The following is a 16136-nucleotide window of genomic DNA, read 5'->3' as shown; positions in this document are numbered from 1 at the left end:
CAGGGAAAAACGGCGGATGGAGCAAAAGGATGGGAGAAAATATTCCAGCTCCATCCCAACTACAATCCTGTTGTTGATGGGGCATACTTTCAGGCCTCACCTCAATTCCCAAACACTTCGATAGGCATTTTTCTCTTCAAAATATCTCAGCAACTCGTCAAAGAAGGGATGCTGGGCCAAAGTGCTGCTATCGCCAATCAGGATTAGTTTTCTCTTAGCCCGTGTAATGGCTACATTCATTCGCCTCTCTTCTGCCAAAAAACCGATTTCTCCTGCGTCGTTGGACCTGGTGAGTGATATCAGCATCAAATCCCTCTCCTGTCCCTGAAAACCGTCGACCGTATCGATGGTAATCAAATCTGAAAATGCCCGGAGGTTCGGAAATTCATAAGTCTCAAAAATAAGGTGGCGCAACCTCCTTACTTGAGCTGAGTAGGGCGCAATCAATCCGATTGTCCAATTGTTTTCGCGGAAGTGATTTATTCCGATCCTTTTTATGGTATCATTAAGATAAGTACAGGCCAAATGGGCCTCTTCAGGATTGAATGTACTTAGGCTCTCTGCCTCTGTCTGATCGGAATAGCCTGCTCCTGCCGTATCGATCCATTCTAAGGTGGATTCTTCTGGTCCAAAAGCATGACTTTGGGTATTTTCTGCAGCCTGAAGTTTCCCATTATAAAACCACCGATTGGAAAATCCCATGATGTCTTCCGGCATTCGATATTGAACCTGCAAAAGCGCGGCTGTTTCCGGCTGCCTTTGGATCAATTTTTCAAATAAAGTCACGGATAGCCCTTGTCTGGAGGCTTCATAGGATTTGATAGTTGGAGAAAGCTGAAAATGATCCCCGGCAAAAACGACCTTTTTTGCCTTCAAAATCGGAATCCAAGAGGCGGCTTCCAAAGCTTGGGCTGCTTCATCGATAACTACCACATCGAAAACCATCCCTTTCAGATGATGGGAGGCGGCACCTACCAAGGTGCTCGCAAAAACCTGAGTCTGCTGAAAAATATCCGTTCGGATATAGTCTTCCAAGAGACCCGCTGCTTCTCGGATTCGGGATACTTCCTGGTACATGAGCTTTCGTTGCGCTCGTTCTTCCGGTCCAAAGTTCCGCTTATATTGCTTGGCTAATCTGAGATAGGACTCTCCTTCTTTTCTCAGCTTCTTCAAATCCCGATAGCTGTCATGGAAGGCAATTTTGGCATCCAAAGTCTGGCTTAGTATTTTTTCCTCCACCCGTGCTGGATGCCCAAGTCGAAGAGTGGATATCCCCCGATCTACCAGTTTTTCGACCAGCAAATCCACTGCAGCATTGCTTGGTGCACAGACTAGAATTCGCTGTTTATCTTGTACAGCAGACTCAATAGCTGAAATGAGCGTGGTCGTCTTTCCTGTACCAGGAGGGCCGTGGACTATTGCAAAATCCTCCGCCGCTTCGATTTTTTGGCACGCCAAAGCCTGAGAAAAATTCAATCCGGAGATCGCTGGGGGCGAAAATGGCTTAAACCTTGGGCTTCTTTGACCAAAAGCAATATCCCGAAGGGCAACTAGACGGGCTTGGTCTGATGTCATCAGTTTTTTGAGGGCCGATTCCATTTCCCGATAGCTGGCCTCATCAAAAAGCAAATCCACCCCCAGCCTTCCCGCATCCATCCAGTCAGGAACTTCATCTGCCTGCAAAGTCACCATTAAGGAATCCTTTTTGGCCTGATTGACTACCCCGGACACCCGGAATTCAGAACTGTGAAATCCGTCTTGAGTACTGAAAAATGAAACCGATTTGCCGGACGAAAAAGCAGAAGGATAGCTGGAATCCGTACGTTCTACTTCGATAATCAATCGCTCACCCATTCCGATTTGGGACTTTTTTATCTGGATGGGATGCCAGGTGATTCCTTCCTTTTTCTTATCAGCGACAGAAGTATTTAGAAATTTTTTCTTGTATTGGGCCAGGTCCTCTTCCCACTCCATTTTGAGAAGTTTGAGTCCTTGCTTTAATTCTTCGAGGTAATTCGGCATCAAGTGGTATTTTAGGGTACAAACTAAGCAAAAGTCTCAGGGTTTTCCTTTTTTACTTCTACCATGAATTTCCTTGCACACGCATACTTATCTTTTGACCGGGAAGGAATCTTACTCGGTAATTTTGTTGCAGATTTTATCAAAGGAAAAGAGATTCAAACCTATAAAAATGAGGTCCTGCATGGGATATTGCTTCATCGGGAGATAGACAGCTTCACCGACTCCCACCCTTTGGTCAAAGCTGGTCAAAGCTATCTTAGACGCAAATTCCGTCACTATTCTCCGGTGATTACTGATATTTTCTTTGATTATTTTTTAGCAAAAAATTGGGATAAATACAGCCCCATTCCCCTTCCCCGGTTTGCAGAGATGACCTACGTTTCGATTGAAAAGCATTTGGACATGCTGCCTGAAAGTTTTGGAAAGATGTTTTTTTGGATGAAAAAGCAAAATTGGTTGGTGAGTTACGGAACCTTGGAGGGGATACAGCAGTCTTTAAGCGGATTGTCGAGGAGAACTCGCTTTGAATCCAAAATGAATGAAGCTCCTGCTGTATTGGTGGAAAAAGAAAAGGAATTTGAGTTGATTTTCTTCGCTTTTTTCGAGGATTTGGAGACTTTTGCCCGAGCAAAACTATTGGAAATAGAACATCATCATGGTCTCCATTAAACCCAAAATATCCACTTACATCTCCTTGAGTATGGTCTTACTGGTCCTTGTCGCCGGATTAGTCCTAATTTTGCGGGATTTTTCCTACAAAGGCACATTCCCTTTATGGTTTTATTTGGTGGCTTGTTCCTTGATTACCCTGGTGATTTTAATGCTTTTGGTAAAAATGATGGCCGGGTGGAGATTTATCACTGCAGGCAAAGATCAAATTGTGATCCGGCTGCCACTCCGGGGAAGTACCAAGGCCTATCCCGTATCTGAAATTCTGGCTTGGGAGGAAGAAACCATCCTCGCCAACAAGCGGGAATTTAAGCAGGTAACGATCGCCTTTCAGGACCATCAATCTATTTCGGTCTCCAATCACGAGCATGAGGCATACACAGATTTGGTCAGTTACCTGAAAAAAAAGGCTCAGAAGCAGATGATCAAAAACAAAAAAGCCTGATTGCTCAGGCTTTGATTTATCGTGCAGTTCGGAAATTTTTGTCGTAGAGTGCAATGCTTTCGTTGATGATTCGCATCGCATCTTCTTTTCCAAGAAAATCTTCCACTTTCACCTCCTTGTTTTCCAGCTTTTTGTAATCTTCAAAAAACCGATGGACCTCTTTCATCAGATGAGGGGGGAGTTCGTCGATGTCATTGATGTAGTTGACCGATTGGTCTTCTGCTGCCACTGCGATGATTTTGTCATCGGCCTCACCTCCATCGACCATCCGCATCACGCCGATGACTTTGGCTTTTACCAAAGTCATAGAGGGGATATCAATCTGAGAGATGATGAGAATGTCCAGAGGGTCATGATCCTCACAGAATGTCTGTGGAATAAATCCGTAATTTGCAGGATAGTGGACCGCAGAGAAAAGAACGCGATCCAAGAGGAGCATCCCTGTTTTTTTGTCCAATTCGTATTTTCCTTTACTTCCTTTAGGGATTTCGATGACTCCCATGACATATTCGGGAGCTTGTTTTCCAATATTGACGTCGTGCCAAGGATTGATCATAGCTTTTTGTTTTGTAAAAAAAATGGGTTTGAAAGTCCAAAGATAAAGCAAAGCCGGACAATGCCCCAGCTTTTTAGCCCATATTCATGCTGGGGAGGGTAACAGTAACTGCCGTCCCCCTATTTAATTCGGTATCCAGATAGATATCTCCTCCCATCTGCTCTACTGCTTCCTTGACCATATATAAGCCTAATCCTGTGCCCACATTTTTCTGGGTAGCACGGGAGAATAGATTGAAGACCTCTTTTTTGAATCGCTCCTCTATACCTATACCGTTGTCCTCCAATACCACTACGGCTTTTCCTACCGATACGTCTACGGTGAGGGAAATCCGTTTCTCACCGAGCCCATGCTTTTGGAATTGGACCGCATTACTGAAAAGATTATTCAGGATCACACGGATTTTGGAATCATCAGAGAAAAAGGAGGCCTCCTGATTGACTTGCACATCAATATGAAAGTGACTTAGATCAAACTTTTCCCGGTAAGCATCCATCTGTTGATCGACCACCTCACGAAAATGAATTTCGGTGATTTTGTGTTCGATTTTGGTGGACCGATAGAAGTCAAGCATTTTGTAAATGAAATCATCCAATTTGCCTGTGGCCGTATCGATCATATTGAAGTATTCCAGGGTATTAGGATCACTGACTTCCATTTTGGCTAATTTGGACACTCCTGAAATGCTCATAAGCGGTCCTCTCAGCTCATGGGAAAGGCTGTAGACAAACTGATTCATTTCTGAGTGGAGCTTTTGGAGTTTGATCGTTTTATCCCTGAGTTCCCTTCTCATGAAGTAGATATCAGCGGCATTTTTTATGGAGTTTTTGATTTGCTCGATATTCCAAGGCTTGTCAATAAAGCGATATACCTCGCCTTTGTTGATCGCATCTATGACACTGGCAATGTCCGAGTAGCCGGTCAGGAGAATCCTTACCGGATCCGGATTGATTTTGACCATACGCTCAAAAAATTCCGTACCGGTCATTCCCGGCATTCGCTGATCGGCAATGACTACGTGAATTTCTTCTTCTTGGGCTATTCTCAACCCTTCTTCTCCATCGATGGCCGTAAAAATCTTAAAATCCTTCCTAAGTGTAGCCCGAAACGATTTCAGGTTGTTGTCTTCGTCATCAATGTAGAGAACGTGTATTTTTTCACTCATACTTTGGGGCATTTTGGTAAATAGGAAGGGTAATTTTAAAAGTTGTGCCTTGGCCCTCCTCAGTATCCACTTCCAGGGTTCCTTTGTGATTTTCAATAATAGAATAAACTATGGAAAGACCCAAACCTGTTCCTTTTCCAACGGCTTTTGTAGTAAAAAAAGGTTCAAAAATCCGTTGCTTTACATGATCCGGCATACCGGGTCCATTATCTGTAATCTCCACGGTCACTGTATCGGGACTTGCGAGGGTTTTAATGGTGATTTTGGGGTCGGCAATTGTCGAAAGATGGTCAGAAAGGGCATGAACCGCGTTGTTGATGATATTCATGAATACCTGATTGATTTTTCCGGCCAAACATTCGACCATGGGCAACTCTCCAAATTCCCGGATAATTCTGATTTTGCCGGGAATGGAGGAATTCAGGAGAATCAGGGTGCTATTGATCCCATCATGCAGGTCCACTTTTTTGACATCCTGCTCATCTACCCGGGAAAATAGCCTGAGACCTTTGACGATTTCTACCGTTCGTTTTGCCCCGTCTTCCATACCCCGGAGCAATTGATCCACTTCATCCAGCACGTAATCCAACTCGAGTTCTTCTTCCAGCTTTTTGGCGTTTTTCAGTGTCTCAGGCTTAAACTCCTCCACCCCAGACGTTCTGTAAAACTCAATCACCTCCATGATATCTTTGATATCCCTTTTGAGGGGTGTGATGTTGGAGCTTACAAAATTGATCGGATTGTTTATTTCATGGGCAATGCCTGCGGTCAATTGACCAAGAGAAGCCATTTTTTCCTGATTGACCAGCTGACTTTGGGTATTTTGGAGGTTTCGAAGGGCCTGCTCGAGTTCCACTGTCCTTATTTTGACCTTTTCTTCCAGCATGGAATTTTGCTCACGGATCAGGTTTTCATTTTCTCTTAATACACGAAGTCGTTCGGCTTGCTCGAGTTCCTTTTCTTTTTTGAGAATATTGATTTTGTCTGCCAAAGCAAATGAAAGCAATACAACTTCCAAGGCAGACCCAAATGGCATGATATAAATCGTCAGGTTATTGGTCGGAATAATGCCCATTTCGCTCAGCACAAAAAGAAAAATACCAACCATAAACACGCTCCATGCCAACAAGTAATAACGTGCCGGTCTAAAGCCTCTTTTCAATACAGAATAGGCTACAAATAAGACAAAAAGTACCACAATAGACTGGGTCACCAGTAAAACCTGATAACTCAGCATAATGGAAAGCATTAGTGCATTGATCAAAATAAACCCATACACCAAGAAGATGTACACAAACCCCTTGTCAAGCTTGGGAACAAAGGTTTTGGTGGATAAAAACAACCTCAAAAACCAAATGCCGACAATACTGACCAGGGAAGAAAAAATGACTATGGATCGGGAGTTCATCCAATCCCACTCGGGCCAGATCAAAAATTGGGTAAAACCCAAAATGGATGCCTGTGCAAACCATACCAAGACCGTGTGGACCACATAGACCAGGTAGATCTCATCCCGTACCGATAGATAGAGGAAGAAATTGTAAAAAAACAACCCCACAAATACTCCGGTCAGGACTGCAAAAAAGATGTATTCAAAGAGGAGTAAGGAATCAAATTCCTGGTCTTCGATCAAGAAAGAAATAAAGATTTTCTTGTCTGAATTTTCCAGGCGGATCAAATAAAAATCCGCATTTTTCTCATTTTCTCCCAACTCAAACGCGAGTTTGTGAGAGTCGACGTATTGGTCTTTTTCGGCAACTAGCCTTCCGTTGATCAGTTCTCCTGTTACTTGATTGTTTTTTACTGCGTACAGCTTGACGTTGTCTACAGAAGAGGAGTTGAATACCAGTAGTGGATTATCGTATTTTTTTAGAGATTCTGTTCCAAGTTCTACCCAGAGGATTTTACTGTTGATTCCGAAATTAAACTTATTGCAATTGTTAGCTTCAAAAGACGACAACTGGGAAAGAACATCCTCCACGGTCTGTTCTTTGTCTGCCAATTGATACTTGAAACAGTCCAGTTTTACAATGGAGGTGTCCTGAGAGTGGGCGGGACTTCCTGCCCACAAAAGTCCGATTACAAGGATATAAAACTTATACATCTTTTCTCCAATCTGTATTTTCAATTACTAAATCATATTCTACCAGGAAATCCCCCTTCGGTCCCGTCTCGGTACGCGTAATCTTTAGGTTTTTCCGAAGCAAATGGATGAAATCCCTTTCCTCAGGATCTGCCAAAGGTAAATTGATGGGGTCCTTCATTACGATGGATGTGGCGACCAAATCCAACTTAGGGTAAAAAAAAGTACCTGAATTACCGATTCCCTCCTCTATTTCAAAGCCTTTTTTCAGAGAAGGCATCAAGGTATACTCAGCCACCAAAGCCAATAAAGATCCCAGCTTGAGCTGCTCGGCAATGGCAATTCCTGCTCTGATGAGCAAAACTGCCCCGACTCCATAGCCTGAAATGGATTTGGAATTCCAAAGTCCGGAAACCTCTCCCGTGCCATGGACTCCATATTCCCTTACCAGTCCGAAGACTTTATGGTCAACTTGGGATACGGCCATTTCCATGGGAAGTGGGTAGTCTGGATGCGCGATGTGAATCCTCAGCCCACTGACAATCTCTCCTGTATCCTGAAGCTCTACGGTAATGACATAGACAAATGGATTTTTGATCCAATCATTATTGGAAGATGTCACCTTGGTGACCCCGTATTGCCTAAGCACATCGGCATGACCTTTGACAAAATTATGGCACCGCTCAGGGTCATCAATAGCTCTGAAAGCCTTGAATTTGAACATTTTTAAAGCCGAATGAGGGTTTCATCAACCGATCGCCGATACGCCCGAATACTGGGCTCACCTGCTTGATTTAACCTAAACATAAACAAGGGACAAACATCTGAATCATTATTGAATAGTTGATCAAATTCACTTTTTAATTTGATTATCTCCGCCTCTTCCTTCTTTGAAAATCCGTGTTGTGAATCCCGTAAAACGCGATGAAAAATAAACAACATTGCAGTCACCGGTTGGAAACTGATTCCCAGCATATTGGCTTTTATCCAAATCCTCTGCAAGACTGTCCCTGCATTCAAGTAGGCTTGGGCAGAAAAATCCTTGCCCTGCAAAGCCATAACCACTGATGCCGATGTCATGGTGTCTTTGGATATTTTGGTGAGACCGTATCCCATCAAAAACTTTCGGAAAAACTTTACCGTTCTTGCGTCTCTTAGCAGGCCCATAGCAGCCTTTTCTGTCCCTGAAAGCTCTAAAGTAGCAAGATCAATTCCATCCCGGGTCCGCTTGGCATCTTCCTCCGTCCACCTTACTTCCTTGATGAAATCCATCAATCCCTCTTCATGAAACAGTCGCATCCGATCCATGCCTCCTACTATACCAGCCAGTTTTTCCAAATCCTGGTCAGTTTCGGCAATTTTCAGTTCTAAACCACCTTCCTTTGCCAGATTCTGGAAGCCTTGAATGACTTCTTGGTCCAAAAGTATCCTTTTACTGTTCTTCCTGTTGGTACATCTCAAACCAATCCCCTCTGCCAAGTCAAAATACGGAACCTTCAAAGAATTCTTAAGCTTTGAAAGAAACCGGACTGTTGCGATACAATTTTCCTCAAAATCAGCTACGTGGGAAAGAATTTCAACCTCTATTCCCAGCTTGGCAGAAACTAAACGGACATTTTCAAGTGCCGCCCCAAAGGCAATCAAAGAGCCCGTACCCTTGTAATCCAACATGGAATGACTCCTCTCCTTATCGTGGAAAAGATGAAGGAGCCCTTTTTTGTCATATATCCATATCCACGGTTGCACATTTCCTCCCGATGGCGCTTGATTGGCCTGAGCAATTATTTCGTTCAATTCTTCCCGGGTAGGCAAGTAGGCAGACTGAAGAATTTGATTGGGAATCTTTTGGATGATCTCTTGCTGAAACTCAGATATCGGGCGGTAGGCAGGTTCTGCTGGAATTACCTCCTCGGGGTCAATCTGTAATATCTGATCAAAATCCACATAAAATCTCCCGGACCTCACCTCATCGCCTAGCAGAAGCCTCCTTCCAACATGGGCTACAGAAGCTCCACCCAGAAAAACTCCGGAGGCCAATTGGGGCCAACTGGTGATCGTTTGACCGATTTCCAAAAGGGAGGCTTTCATGCGCAGAGATAGGGTATCCAAACCGGTAATTTTCAAAACAATGGATACCCGCTCTTTATTGGAAAGGCCTTTCAGGTCCTCTCCTCGGATTCCTTCCAACATCCCATGAAAAATAGGCCTAAGGGGATCCTGATCAAATCGCTCAATATCCAGCATGCCGCGGTCAGAGGTCTCCATGATCACCGGCATTTTGAAGTTCTTCGCTTTTTCCCTCAGCAAAACTTTGATGTCCAAACTATCGCATTCATCGATCAAAAGATCCAATTTGCCGTCTCCGGTAAGGAATTCATCTACATTGGCCTCATTGATCCCATCTCTAAACACTTTCAGCCTTAGATAGGGATCTATCTCGCTGATTTCTCTGGCCGCAATAATTACTTTTTCCAGCCCCAAACTGGTTACTCCTGCTTTGAGCCGGTTGAGATTACTCAACTCCAGGGTATCAAAGTCCGCCAATCTCATCTCTCCACAACCTCGCTCAAGGGCAATGGCCAAAGCCACGCTCTGCCCCACAGAAAGGCCGACAATTCCGACTTTTTTACGGGCCAATTCATTTTGTTCCTGAGGGGTGATTTTGAAATTGTTTCTGATGGTTCGAATTCGAATAAAATCCTTTGCCGATAAAATATGAACCAAGGTATTTTTCCAAGGATAATAAACCCAGTTGCCAAAAAAATCCTTCTCGTCCGGAGCTACATAACTGTCAACTCGGGATATAAGCTCAGCTTTTGAAAAGGTCAATTCCGGATGGTCAGCTTTGATCAAGTCCGCTATTTGACCGTCTATTTCATTTATGACCAGGACAGCCGGATTAGTTTTCAACTCCACAATTTTTTCCCAAGCCTCAGGATCAAGAGGTGAGAAAATTTCCGGAGCAAACCGATCTTTGAGATCAATTTCTTCAATGGATATCATTTACTTAGGGGTGATAAGCTGAGTAAAGATAAGTTAATCATCAAAAAGACAAATAACTTAATCATAAATTTTGGTTCGAATTCATCTAATTCCATGTTGACAAACAAAAAGAGATTTTGTTTTTAAAAGAAAAAGGAATTATTTGGTATTGGCAAGTCAATTTTAGCCGAAAACTCGATGGAAAGTCAGACAGAAGAAAAGATCAAAGTTCTTTATGTGGATGATGAAGAGAACAATCTTCAAGCGTTTAAAGCCACTTTTCGAAGAGACTACAAGGTCTTTTTAGCGATTTCCGCAGAGGAAGGGGAAAAAATTCTCAAGGAGGAGGATATTGACATCATCATCACCGACCAAAGAATGCCCGAAAAGACCGGAGTAGAGTTTTTGGAAAGTATTATTCCAGTCCATCCAAAACCTATCCGCCTACTTTTGACAGGATATACCGACATCCAGGCAGTCATTGACGCAATCAATAAGGGGCAGGTTTATCATTACCTCACCAAGCCTTGGGAAGAAGAATACCTAAGAACAGTCATCAAAAATGCCTTTGAAGTGTACTCCCTAAGAAGAGAAAACGAGCGGCTTACTGCAGCGCTCTTGAAGGCAAATGAACAGTTGGAGTTCCTGTTGAGGCAAAATCTGCTTTCCTGATTCAATACCTCGCAGCAAGGAGCAATTGCAGTTCTTTGTGATTGAGTCCAAATTTTCTCGCCAATACGGCATGGGTCAAGCTACCTCTATAGGTGTAGACTCCTCTCAAAAACCATTTATAATTAAAAATCATTTCTTCAGCCCCCCCTAAATCTGCCATTTGGAGGACGATTGGCGTGAAAATATTACTCAGTGAATAGGATGCAGTCCTTGCCACCCGGGAGGCAATATTGGGAACACAATAATGAATCACGTCATGAATCCGATAAACCGGTTCGTCGTGAGAGGTCATTCTGGAAGTTTCGAAACAGCCCCCTTGATCAATCCCCACATCGATAATGATACTTCCATGCATCATATTGGCAACCATTTCTTCGGTGACCACAATTTTATTTTTCCCCTTTTCAGCTCTTAGTGCCCCAATGACCACATCAGCTTCCGCCAAGGCCTGACTTAAGGTAAAATTATCAATGGTAGAAGTATAAATTTGCTGCCCTATGACCTGCTTTATCCTTCGGAGTTTGTAAATGTGATTATCAAAGACCTTGATATTTGCCCCCAAACCGAGTGCGGTTCGGGCAGCATACTCTGCCACAGTGCCGGCCCCGATGATCACCACCTGAGTAGGAGGTACCCCAGTGACTCCTCCCAAAATCAATCCTTTGCCTTCATTGACACTCGAAAGATACTCCGAGGCAATCAACATCACTGTGCTTCCTGCAATCTCGGACATCGCCCGGACCACAGGCATCCCCCCTACTTTATCTTCGAGGTATTCAAAAGCCACCGCGGTGATTTTCTTTTCATTAAGGGCATGAATAAATTCTGCTGTTTGGTTTTCCAATTGCAGCGCAGAAATAAGGCAAGCTCCCGGAGACATCTCCTTGATTTCTTCCAATGTTGGGGGAGCTATTTTCAATAGGACATCTGCAGCCAAGACCTCGCTTCTGGAATAGCTTATTTTTGCTCCGGCATCCGAATAGTCTTGGTCTTTGAATTTGGCCTGAAGCCCGGACCCGGATTCTACCACGACCTGAATCCCGCTATTGCTCAGCAACCCCACTGCTTCCGGAGTGAGCACGATCCTTCTCTCCTGATTGGAAATTTCCTTGGGCAAGCCTACTACCAGCGGTTGGCTTCCCTTTTTGGTAGCAAGTGGCGATTCTTTGGTCATCAGTCCCATGGAAGTCAAAGGAGAAAGTTCAGTAGGCATCTTGGTTTTTTTGAATTTGGATCTTTCTTCTGTCCTCAGCTAAAATTTCTATTTTAATCAGCATGAATTCTTCTGGAAGGTAGGGAGTGATTTTTTCGGCCCACTCTATCCAGCAATAATTTCCGCTATAAAAATACTCTTCTATTCCAATATCCAATGCTTCATCGGGATCATCCAAGCGGTAAAAATCAAAATGGTAGATTTTCCCGGCAGTGGATGATTGGTATTCATTGACAATTCCAAAAGTCGGGCTGCTTACTTCATCCTCCACGTGCAGTGCCCTAGACAGGGCGCGGATAAGGGTCGTTTTGCCGGCCCCCATCTGTCCTTGAAATATCCAGATTCTTTTATCTCCGGCATACCGGATTAGCTCCTGAGCAGCATGATCAATTTCCGAAAGGCTGTATTCTAGGGTGGTCAATTTTTATCCTTCTTTTGCCTTCAAATGTACGAAAGGCACGATCATTTCTTCCAGGGAAATCCCTCCATGTTGGAAGGTATCCTTGTAGTAATTGACGTAATAATTGTAGTTGTTGGGATAAGCAAAGAAGTAATCCTCCACTGCAAAGACATAAGACGTGGATACGTTCAGCCGGGGTAGCTTGGCATCTTCGGGACGCTTGACTTCAAAGACTTTGCCCGGTTCATAGTTGAGATTTTTCCCCTGTTTGTACCGGAGATTGGTCGTTACGTTTTTGTCTCCGATGATCCGGTAGGGTTTGTTTACTTTTTTTGTTCCGTGATCAGTGGTGACCATCACTTCCAAACCAGCCTGATGGATTTTTTTGAATAGTTCAAATAAAGAGGAATGCTCAAACCAACTTCGGGTTAGTGACCGGTAGGCGGATTCATCGGGGGCAAGTTCACGGATCATTTTCATGTCGGTACGGGCATGGGATACCATATCCACAAAGTTGTAAACCAAAACATTCAGATCATTTTGTAACAAGGTGTGAAATTGATCCAAAACAGCCTTTCCCTGCTGGGTCTGCAAGATCTTGTGATAACTAAATTTGATTTTCAGTCTGTTTTTTTCCAGATTGATTTTTAGCCAATCCTCTTCAAAGTTGTTTTTCCCTTCTTCAGAATCTTCATCTTCCCAAAGATTCGGGTAAAATCTTGCCATATCCAATGGCATCATCCCGCTGAAAAGTGCGTTTCGCGCAAAGGCTGTGGTGGTAGGTAGAATGCTGAAATAGGTATCTTTCTCCTCTGAGACAAAATATTGAGAGATCAAGGATTCGATCTCCTCCCACTGATCCAATCGGAGATTGTCAATCACTATAAAAAACAGGGGTTTCCCCTGCTGGATCTTCGGGAAGACCTTTTCTTTCATCACGCGGTTGGAAAGAAGAGGTTTTTCCTGATTCTTCTCCTCCATCCAATCCAGGTAATTCTCTTTTACAAATCTGGCAAAAGAAGAATTGGCTTCAGACTTTTGAGTCTCCAGCACTTCCAGCATGCTCTTATTTTGGGTCTCGTCGATCTCCAGTTCCCAGAAAGTGAGCTTTTTATAAATATCTTCCCAGTCTTGAGGATCACGTGCATCTCCCAAAGCCATACTGATCTGCATGAAATCCTGCTGATAACTCTGGGTGGTCTTGGTATCAATCAACTGCTTGTTTTGAAGAATTTTTTTAACTGAAAGCCAGATTTGACTTGGATTGAGCGGTTTGATGAGATAGTCGGCAATCTTTCCTCCGATCGCATCATCCATGATGTGCTCTTCCTCACTTTTGGTGATCATCACCACAGGGATCTGGGGTTTGATCTGTTTGATTTGTTGAAGCGTTTCCAATCCAGTCATACCAGGCATCATTTCGTCCAGAAAGATCACATCGAAATTCTCTGATTCGACTTCATCTATCGCATCCACGCCTGAATTGACTGTAGTTATCTCGTAGCCTTTTTGCTCCAAAAAAAGAATATGAGGTTTGAGCAGATCGATTTCATCATCTGCCCATAGAATCCGGAACTTTTGAGCCATTGGGTCTTCCCTTTAATTTTAAAATTATAATTACTTTTGATCCAAACAAATGAACCCTGTTTGAAAAGCCAGAAAATACTCAATGATCCTGTTTATGGATTTATCACCATTCCCAGTGAATTGATTTTTGCGATCATTGACCATCCTTACTTTCAGAGATTACGCCGAATCAGGCAGTTGGGTTTGACAGACTTTGTTTACCCCGGTGCCCTCCACACGCGTTTTCATCACGCTTTGGGAGCTATGCACCTGATGAGCATCACGTTAGATAATCTTCGGCTGAAGGGGACAGAAATTTCAGATTTAGAATACGAAGCAGCACTCCTTGCTATTTTGCTTCACGACGTGGGGCACGGACCTTTTTCCCATGCTTTGGAGTTTAGTCTGCTGGAAGGAATACCACACGAAGAGCTCTCCATTCTTACCATCGAAGCCCTTAATCGGGAATTTGGCGGGCAGTTGGACTTGGCTATCTCCATTTTCAAAAACAGATATCCCAGAAAATTCCTCAATCAATTGGTATCCAGTCAGCTGGATATTGACAGACTGGACTACTTGCAGCGGGATTGTTTTTTTACCGGGGTCTCAGAGGGTACGATAGGAGCAGATCGAATCATCAAAATGATGGCTGTGCACAAGGACCAATTGGTGATTGAGGAAAAAGGGATATATTCTATAGAAAACTTCCTGAGTGCACGCAGACTGATGTATTGGCAAGTCTATCTGCACAAAACTACCGTCAGTGCAGAAAAGATGCTGATCAATCTGATCACCCGGGCGAAAATGCTTGCTCGCCAAGGAAATTTTTTTCAGGTAACAGAAGAATTTGATTTTTTCTTAAAAAACCCTTTACATCTGAGAGATTTCCAGTCAAATCCGCAAATTTTGGAAAAGTTTCTTCAGTTGGATGATTTTGATATTTGGGGTGCAGTCAAACTGTGGAAATCCCATTCGGATTACGTCTTGAAAAATATATCCCGCATGTTTCTGACCAGAAATCTATTTAAGATCAATTTGGTCAATGACCCATTCAGCCCAGAAGAAATCAACGAACAGAAAGAAAAAACACGGCAAAAGCTGTCGATTTCTACTGAGGATTTGGAATTTTTCTTCTCCCATGGCAAGGTAAGCAACTACGGCTACTTGGCTTCGGACAAAATAAATATCTTGACTAAGAAAGGAAAAGTGGTCGATGTAGCCACTGCAGCCGATCTACCAAATATCAAAGTAATGAGTAAGATCGTGGAGAAATATTATATATGTAAAGCGAAAAATTTAATTTTATCCTGACAATAAGTTCTTGACCCGAATATGGAATTTACTTTAGGCCAATTAGCCGCTCTTTTAGGTGGAAAAGTAGAAGGAGATGAAAATCAGAAAGTGAACCGACTGGACAAAATCCAGGAAGGCTCTCCGGGTGGAATCAGTTTTCTCTCCAATGCTAAATACGAGCCCCATCTCTATGACACCAAGGCTACGGCGGTGATAGTTTCCGAAGACTTTAAAGCCAGCAAATCCTTCACAACCACGCTAATTCGTGTAAAAGATGCTTATTCCGGTTTTACAACACTTTTGGAGGCTTATGCCCAATTTTCAAAAATGGCTTTGGTCGGTGTGGAAGAACCCTCCTTCATGCATGAAAGCTCGTCTTTTGGCGAAAATGGATTTCGTGGGGCTTTTTCTTACATCGGAAGAAGCTGTCAAATAGGAGTTCAGGTGAAAATACACTCCCAAGTGTATATCGGAGATCGGGTCAAAATCGGAAACAACACGGTCATCCATCCCGGGGTAAGAATCTGCTCAGATACAGTGATCGGTGCCAATTGCGAAATTCACCCGGGAGCCGTCATCGGTGCAGATGGTTTTGGATTTGCTCCTCAGGTAGATGGCACGTACAAGGCAATTCCTCAGATAGGCAATGTGATTTTGGAAGACGAGGTGAGCATTGGAGCCAATACGACCGTGGACCGGGCGACGATGGGTTCTACACTGATCAAAAAAGGAGCAAAAATAGACAATCAGGTTCAGATCGCCCATAATGTTATCGTCGGCGAAAATACCGTAATCGCCGCTCAGGCAGGGATCTCCGGCTCTACCGAAATTGGCAAAAACTGCGTGATCGCAGGCAAAGCCGGCATCGTAGGCCATATAAAAATCGCAGACAACACCACCGTAGGTGCAAATACAGGGGTTAGCAAATCAGTCCGGGAACCGGGACAGACCCTCTTTGGCTATATGGGATTTGACCTAAAAAACTTCCTCAAATCCTATTCTATCTTCAAAAATCTGGATGCCTTGGAGAAGCGAATTAAAGAACTCGAAAAAAAGGGCTAATTTTGCAG

At 43.5% G+C, this 16136-nt stretch carries 14 protein-coding genes; 5 read left to right on the top strand and 9 right to left on the bottom strand.

From position 1 onward, the window contains the following. Positions 1–96: 96 nt before the first annotated feature. A complete protein-coding gene (locus AAA943_RS10065) occupies positions 97–2022 on the bottom strand; it encodes an AAA domain-containing protein (RefSeq protein ID WP_338224109.1) in 1926 nt (641 codons plus the stop codon). Between the two features lie 63 nt (positions 2023–2085). Here AAA943_RS10065 and AAA943_RS10060 point away from each other — a divergent pair, with 63 nt between their 5' ends. Together AAA943_RS10060 and AAA943_RS10055 are read left to right on the top strand one after the other, a co-directional pair. Further along, on the top strand, positions 2086–2691 hold the full coding sequence (locus AAA943_RS10060) for an acyl carrier protein phosphodiesterase (protein ID WP_338224108.1): 606 nt from the start codon (positions 2086–2088) through the stop codon (positions 2689–2691). Further along, positions 2678–3136, top strand: a complete 459-nt coding sequence (locus AAA943_RS10055; RefSeq protein WP_338224107.1) for a hypothetical protein — start codon at positions 2678–2680, stop codon at positions 3134–3136. The genes AAA943_RS10060 and AAA943_RS10055 overlap by 14 nt, the downstream gene beginning before the upstream one ends. Before the next feature lie 16 nt (positions 3137–3152). Here the strand turns inward: AAA943_RS10055 and AAA943_RS10050 are convergent, their stop codons facing one another. The 5 genes from AAA943_RS10050 to AAA943_RS10030 all read right to left on the bottom strand — a co-directional run bounded on the left by AAA943_RS10050 (position 3153) and on the right by AAA943_RS10030 (position 9943). Then, complete coding sequence (locus AAA943_RS10050) at positions 3153–3692, bottom strand: inorganic diphosphatase (protein WP_338224106.1); 540 nt, start codon at positions 3690–3692, stop codon at positions 3153–3155. 73 nt (positions 3693–3765) lie between these two features. Beyond that, positions 3766–4857 carry a hybrid sensor histidine kinase/response regulator gene (locus tag AAA943_RS10045; RefSeq protein WP_338224105.1) on the bottom strand — a complete coding sequence of 364 codons (1092 nt, stop codon included), beginning with the start codon at positions 4855–4857 and terminating at the stop codon, positions 3766–3768. Continuing rightward, complete coding sequence (locus tag AAA943_RS10040) at positions 4850–6961, bottom strand: sensor histidine kinase (RefSeq protein WP_338224104.1); 2112 nt, start codon at positions 6959–6961, stop codon at positions 4850–4852. Before AAA943_RS10040 ends, AAA943_RS10045 begins: the two co-directional genes overlap by 8 nt. After that, entirely contained in the window at positions 6954–7664 is a 711-nt protein-coding gene (locus tag AAA943_RS10035) for a hypothetical protein (protein WP_338224103.1), read from the bottom strand. Before AAA943_RS10035 ends, AAA943_RS10040 begins: the two co-directional genes overlap by 8 nt. Before the next feature lie 2 nt (positions 7665–7666). After that, positions 7667–9943: an Rv1355c family protein gene (locus AAA943_RS10030; protein WP_338224102.1), complete on the bottom strand. Its 2277-nt coding sequence runs from the start codon at positions 9941–9943 to the stop codon at positions 7667–7669. A gap of 177 nt (positions 9944–10120) precedes the next feature. Between AAA943_RS10030 and AAA943_RS10025 the strand changes: the two genes are divergently transcribed. After that, positions 10121–10594, top strand: a complete 474-nt coding sequence (locus AAA943_RS10025) for a response regulator (RefSeq protein ID WP_338224101.1) — start codon at positions 10121–10123, stop codon at positions 10592–10594. Between the two features lies 1 nt (position 10595). Here the strand turns inward: AAA943_RS10025 and AAA943_RS10020 are convergent, their stop codons facing one another. Genes AAA943_RS10020 through porX form a run of 3 tightly spaced genes read right to left on the bottom strand, consistent with a single transcriptional unit; the run spans position 10596 to position 13794 of the window. Then, complete coding sequence (locus tag AAA943_RS10020) at positions 10596–11777, bottom strand: alanine dehydrogenase (RefSeq protein WP_338224365.1); 1182 nt, start codon at positions 11775–11777, stop codon at positions 10596–10598. A gap of 19 nt (positions 11778–11796) precedes the next feature. After that, entirely contained in the window at positions 11797–12228 is a 432-nt protein-coding gene (gene tsaE / locus AAA943_RS10015; protein WP_338224100.1) for a tRNA (adenosine(37)-N6)-threonylcarbamoyltransferase complex ATPase subunit type 1 TsaE, read from the bottom strand. A 3-nt stretch (positions 12229–12231) separates the two neighbouring features. After that, positions 12232–13794, bottom strand: coding sequence for a T9SS response regulator signal transducer PorX (gene porX / locus AAA943_RS10010; protein WP_338224099.1), 1563 nt, complete (start codon positions 13792–13794; stop codon positions 12232–12234). A gap of 60 nt (positions 13795–13854) precedes the next feature. Between porX and AAA943_RS10005 the strand changes: the two genes are divergently transcribed. Both AAA943_RS10005 and lpxD read left to right on the top strand, forming a co-directional pair. Further along, positions 13855–15084 carry an HD domain-containing protein gene (locus tag AAA943_RS10005; protein WP_338224098.1) on the top strand — a complete coding sequence of 410 codons (1230 nt, stop codon included), beginning with the start codon at positions 13855–13857 and terminating at the stop codon, positions 15082–15084. A gap of 21 nt (positions 15085–15105) precedes the next feature. Beyond that, complete coding sequence (gene lpxD, locus AAA943_RS10000) at positions 15106–16128, top strand: UDP-3-O-(3-hydroxymyristoyl)glucosamine N-acyltransferase (protein ID WP_338224097.1); 1023 nt, start codon at positions 15106–15108, stop codon at positions 16126–16128. The last annotated feature ends 8 nt before the right edge of the window (positions 16129–16136 follow it).

It is taken from the genome of Algoriphagus confluentis, assembly GCF_036245625.1.
GTDB lineage: Bacteria > Bacteroidota > Bacteroidia > Cytophagales > Cyclobacteriaceae > Algoriphagus > Algoriphagus confluentis.
This window is presented reverse-complemented; position numbering and strand designations above follow the sequence as displayed.

What these genes read in the sequence shown, in the direction of transcription:
- AAA943_RS10055 (WP_338224107.1), top strand. Translation starts at nt 2,678, where the DNA reads ATGGTCTCCATTAAACCCAAAATATCCACTTACATCTCCTTGAGTATG.
- AAA943_RS10050 (WP_338224106.1), bottom strand. Translation starts at nt 3,692, where the DNA reads ATGATCAATCCTTGGCACGACGTCAATATTGGAAAACAAGCTCCCGAA.
- AAA943_RS10040 (WP_338224104.1), bottom strand. Translation starts at nt 6,961, where the DNA reads ATGTATAAGTTTTATATCCTTGTAATCGGACTTTTGTGGGCAGGAAGT.
- AAA943_RS10030 (WP_338224102.1), bottom strand. Translation starts at nt 9,943, where the DNA reads ATGATATCCATTGAAGAAATTGATCTCAAAGATCGGTTTGCTCCGGAA.
- AAA943_RS10025 (WP_338224101.1), top strand. Translation starts at nt 10,121, where the DNA reads ATGGAAAGTCAGACAGAAGAAAAGATCAAAGTTCTTTATGTGGATGAT.
- AAA943_RS10020 (WP_338224365.1), bottom strand. Translation starts at nt 11,777, where the DNA reads ATGGGACTGATGACCAAAGAATCGCCACTTGCTACCAAAAAGGGAAGC.
- AAA943_RS10045 (WP_338224105.1), bottom strand. Translation starts at nt 4,857, where the DNA reads ATGAGTGAAAAAATACACGTTCTCTACATTGATGACGAAGACAACAAC.
- AAA943_RS10035 (WP_338224103.1), bottom strand. Translation starts at nt 7,664, where the DNA reads ATGTTCAAATTCAAGGCTTTCAGAGCTATTGATGACCCTGAGCGGTGC.
- porX (WP_338224099.1), bottom strand. Translation starts at nt 13,794, where the DNA reads ATGGCTCAAAAGTTCCGGATTCTATGGGCAGATGATGAAATCGATCTG.
- AAA943_RS10060 (WP_338224108.1), top strand. Translation starts at nt 2,086, where the DNA reads ATGAATTTCCTTGCACACGCATACTTATCTTTTGACCGGGAAGGAATC.
- lpxD (WP_338224097.1), top strand. Translation starts at nt 15,106, where the DNA reads ATGGAATTTACTTTAGGCCAATTAGCCGCTCTTTTAGGTGGAAAAGTA.
- AAA943_RS10065 (WP_338224109.1), bottom strand. Translation starts at nt 2,022, where the DNA reads ATGCCGAATTACCTCGAAGAATTAAAGCAAGGACTCAAACTTCTCAAA.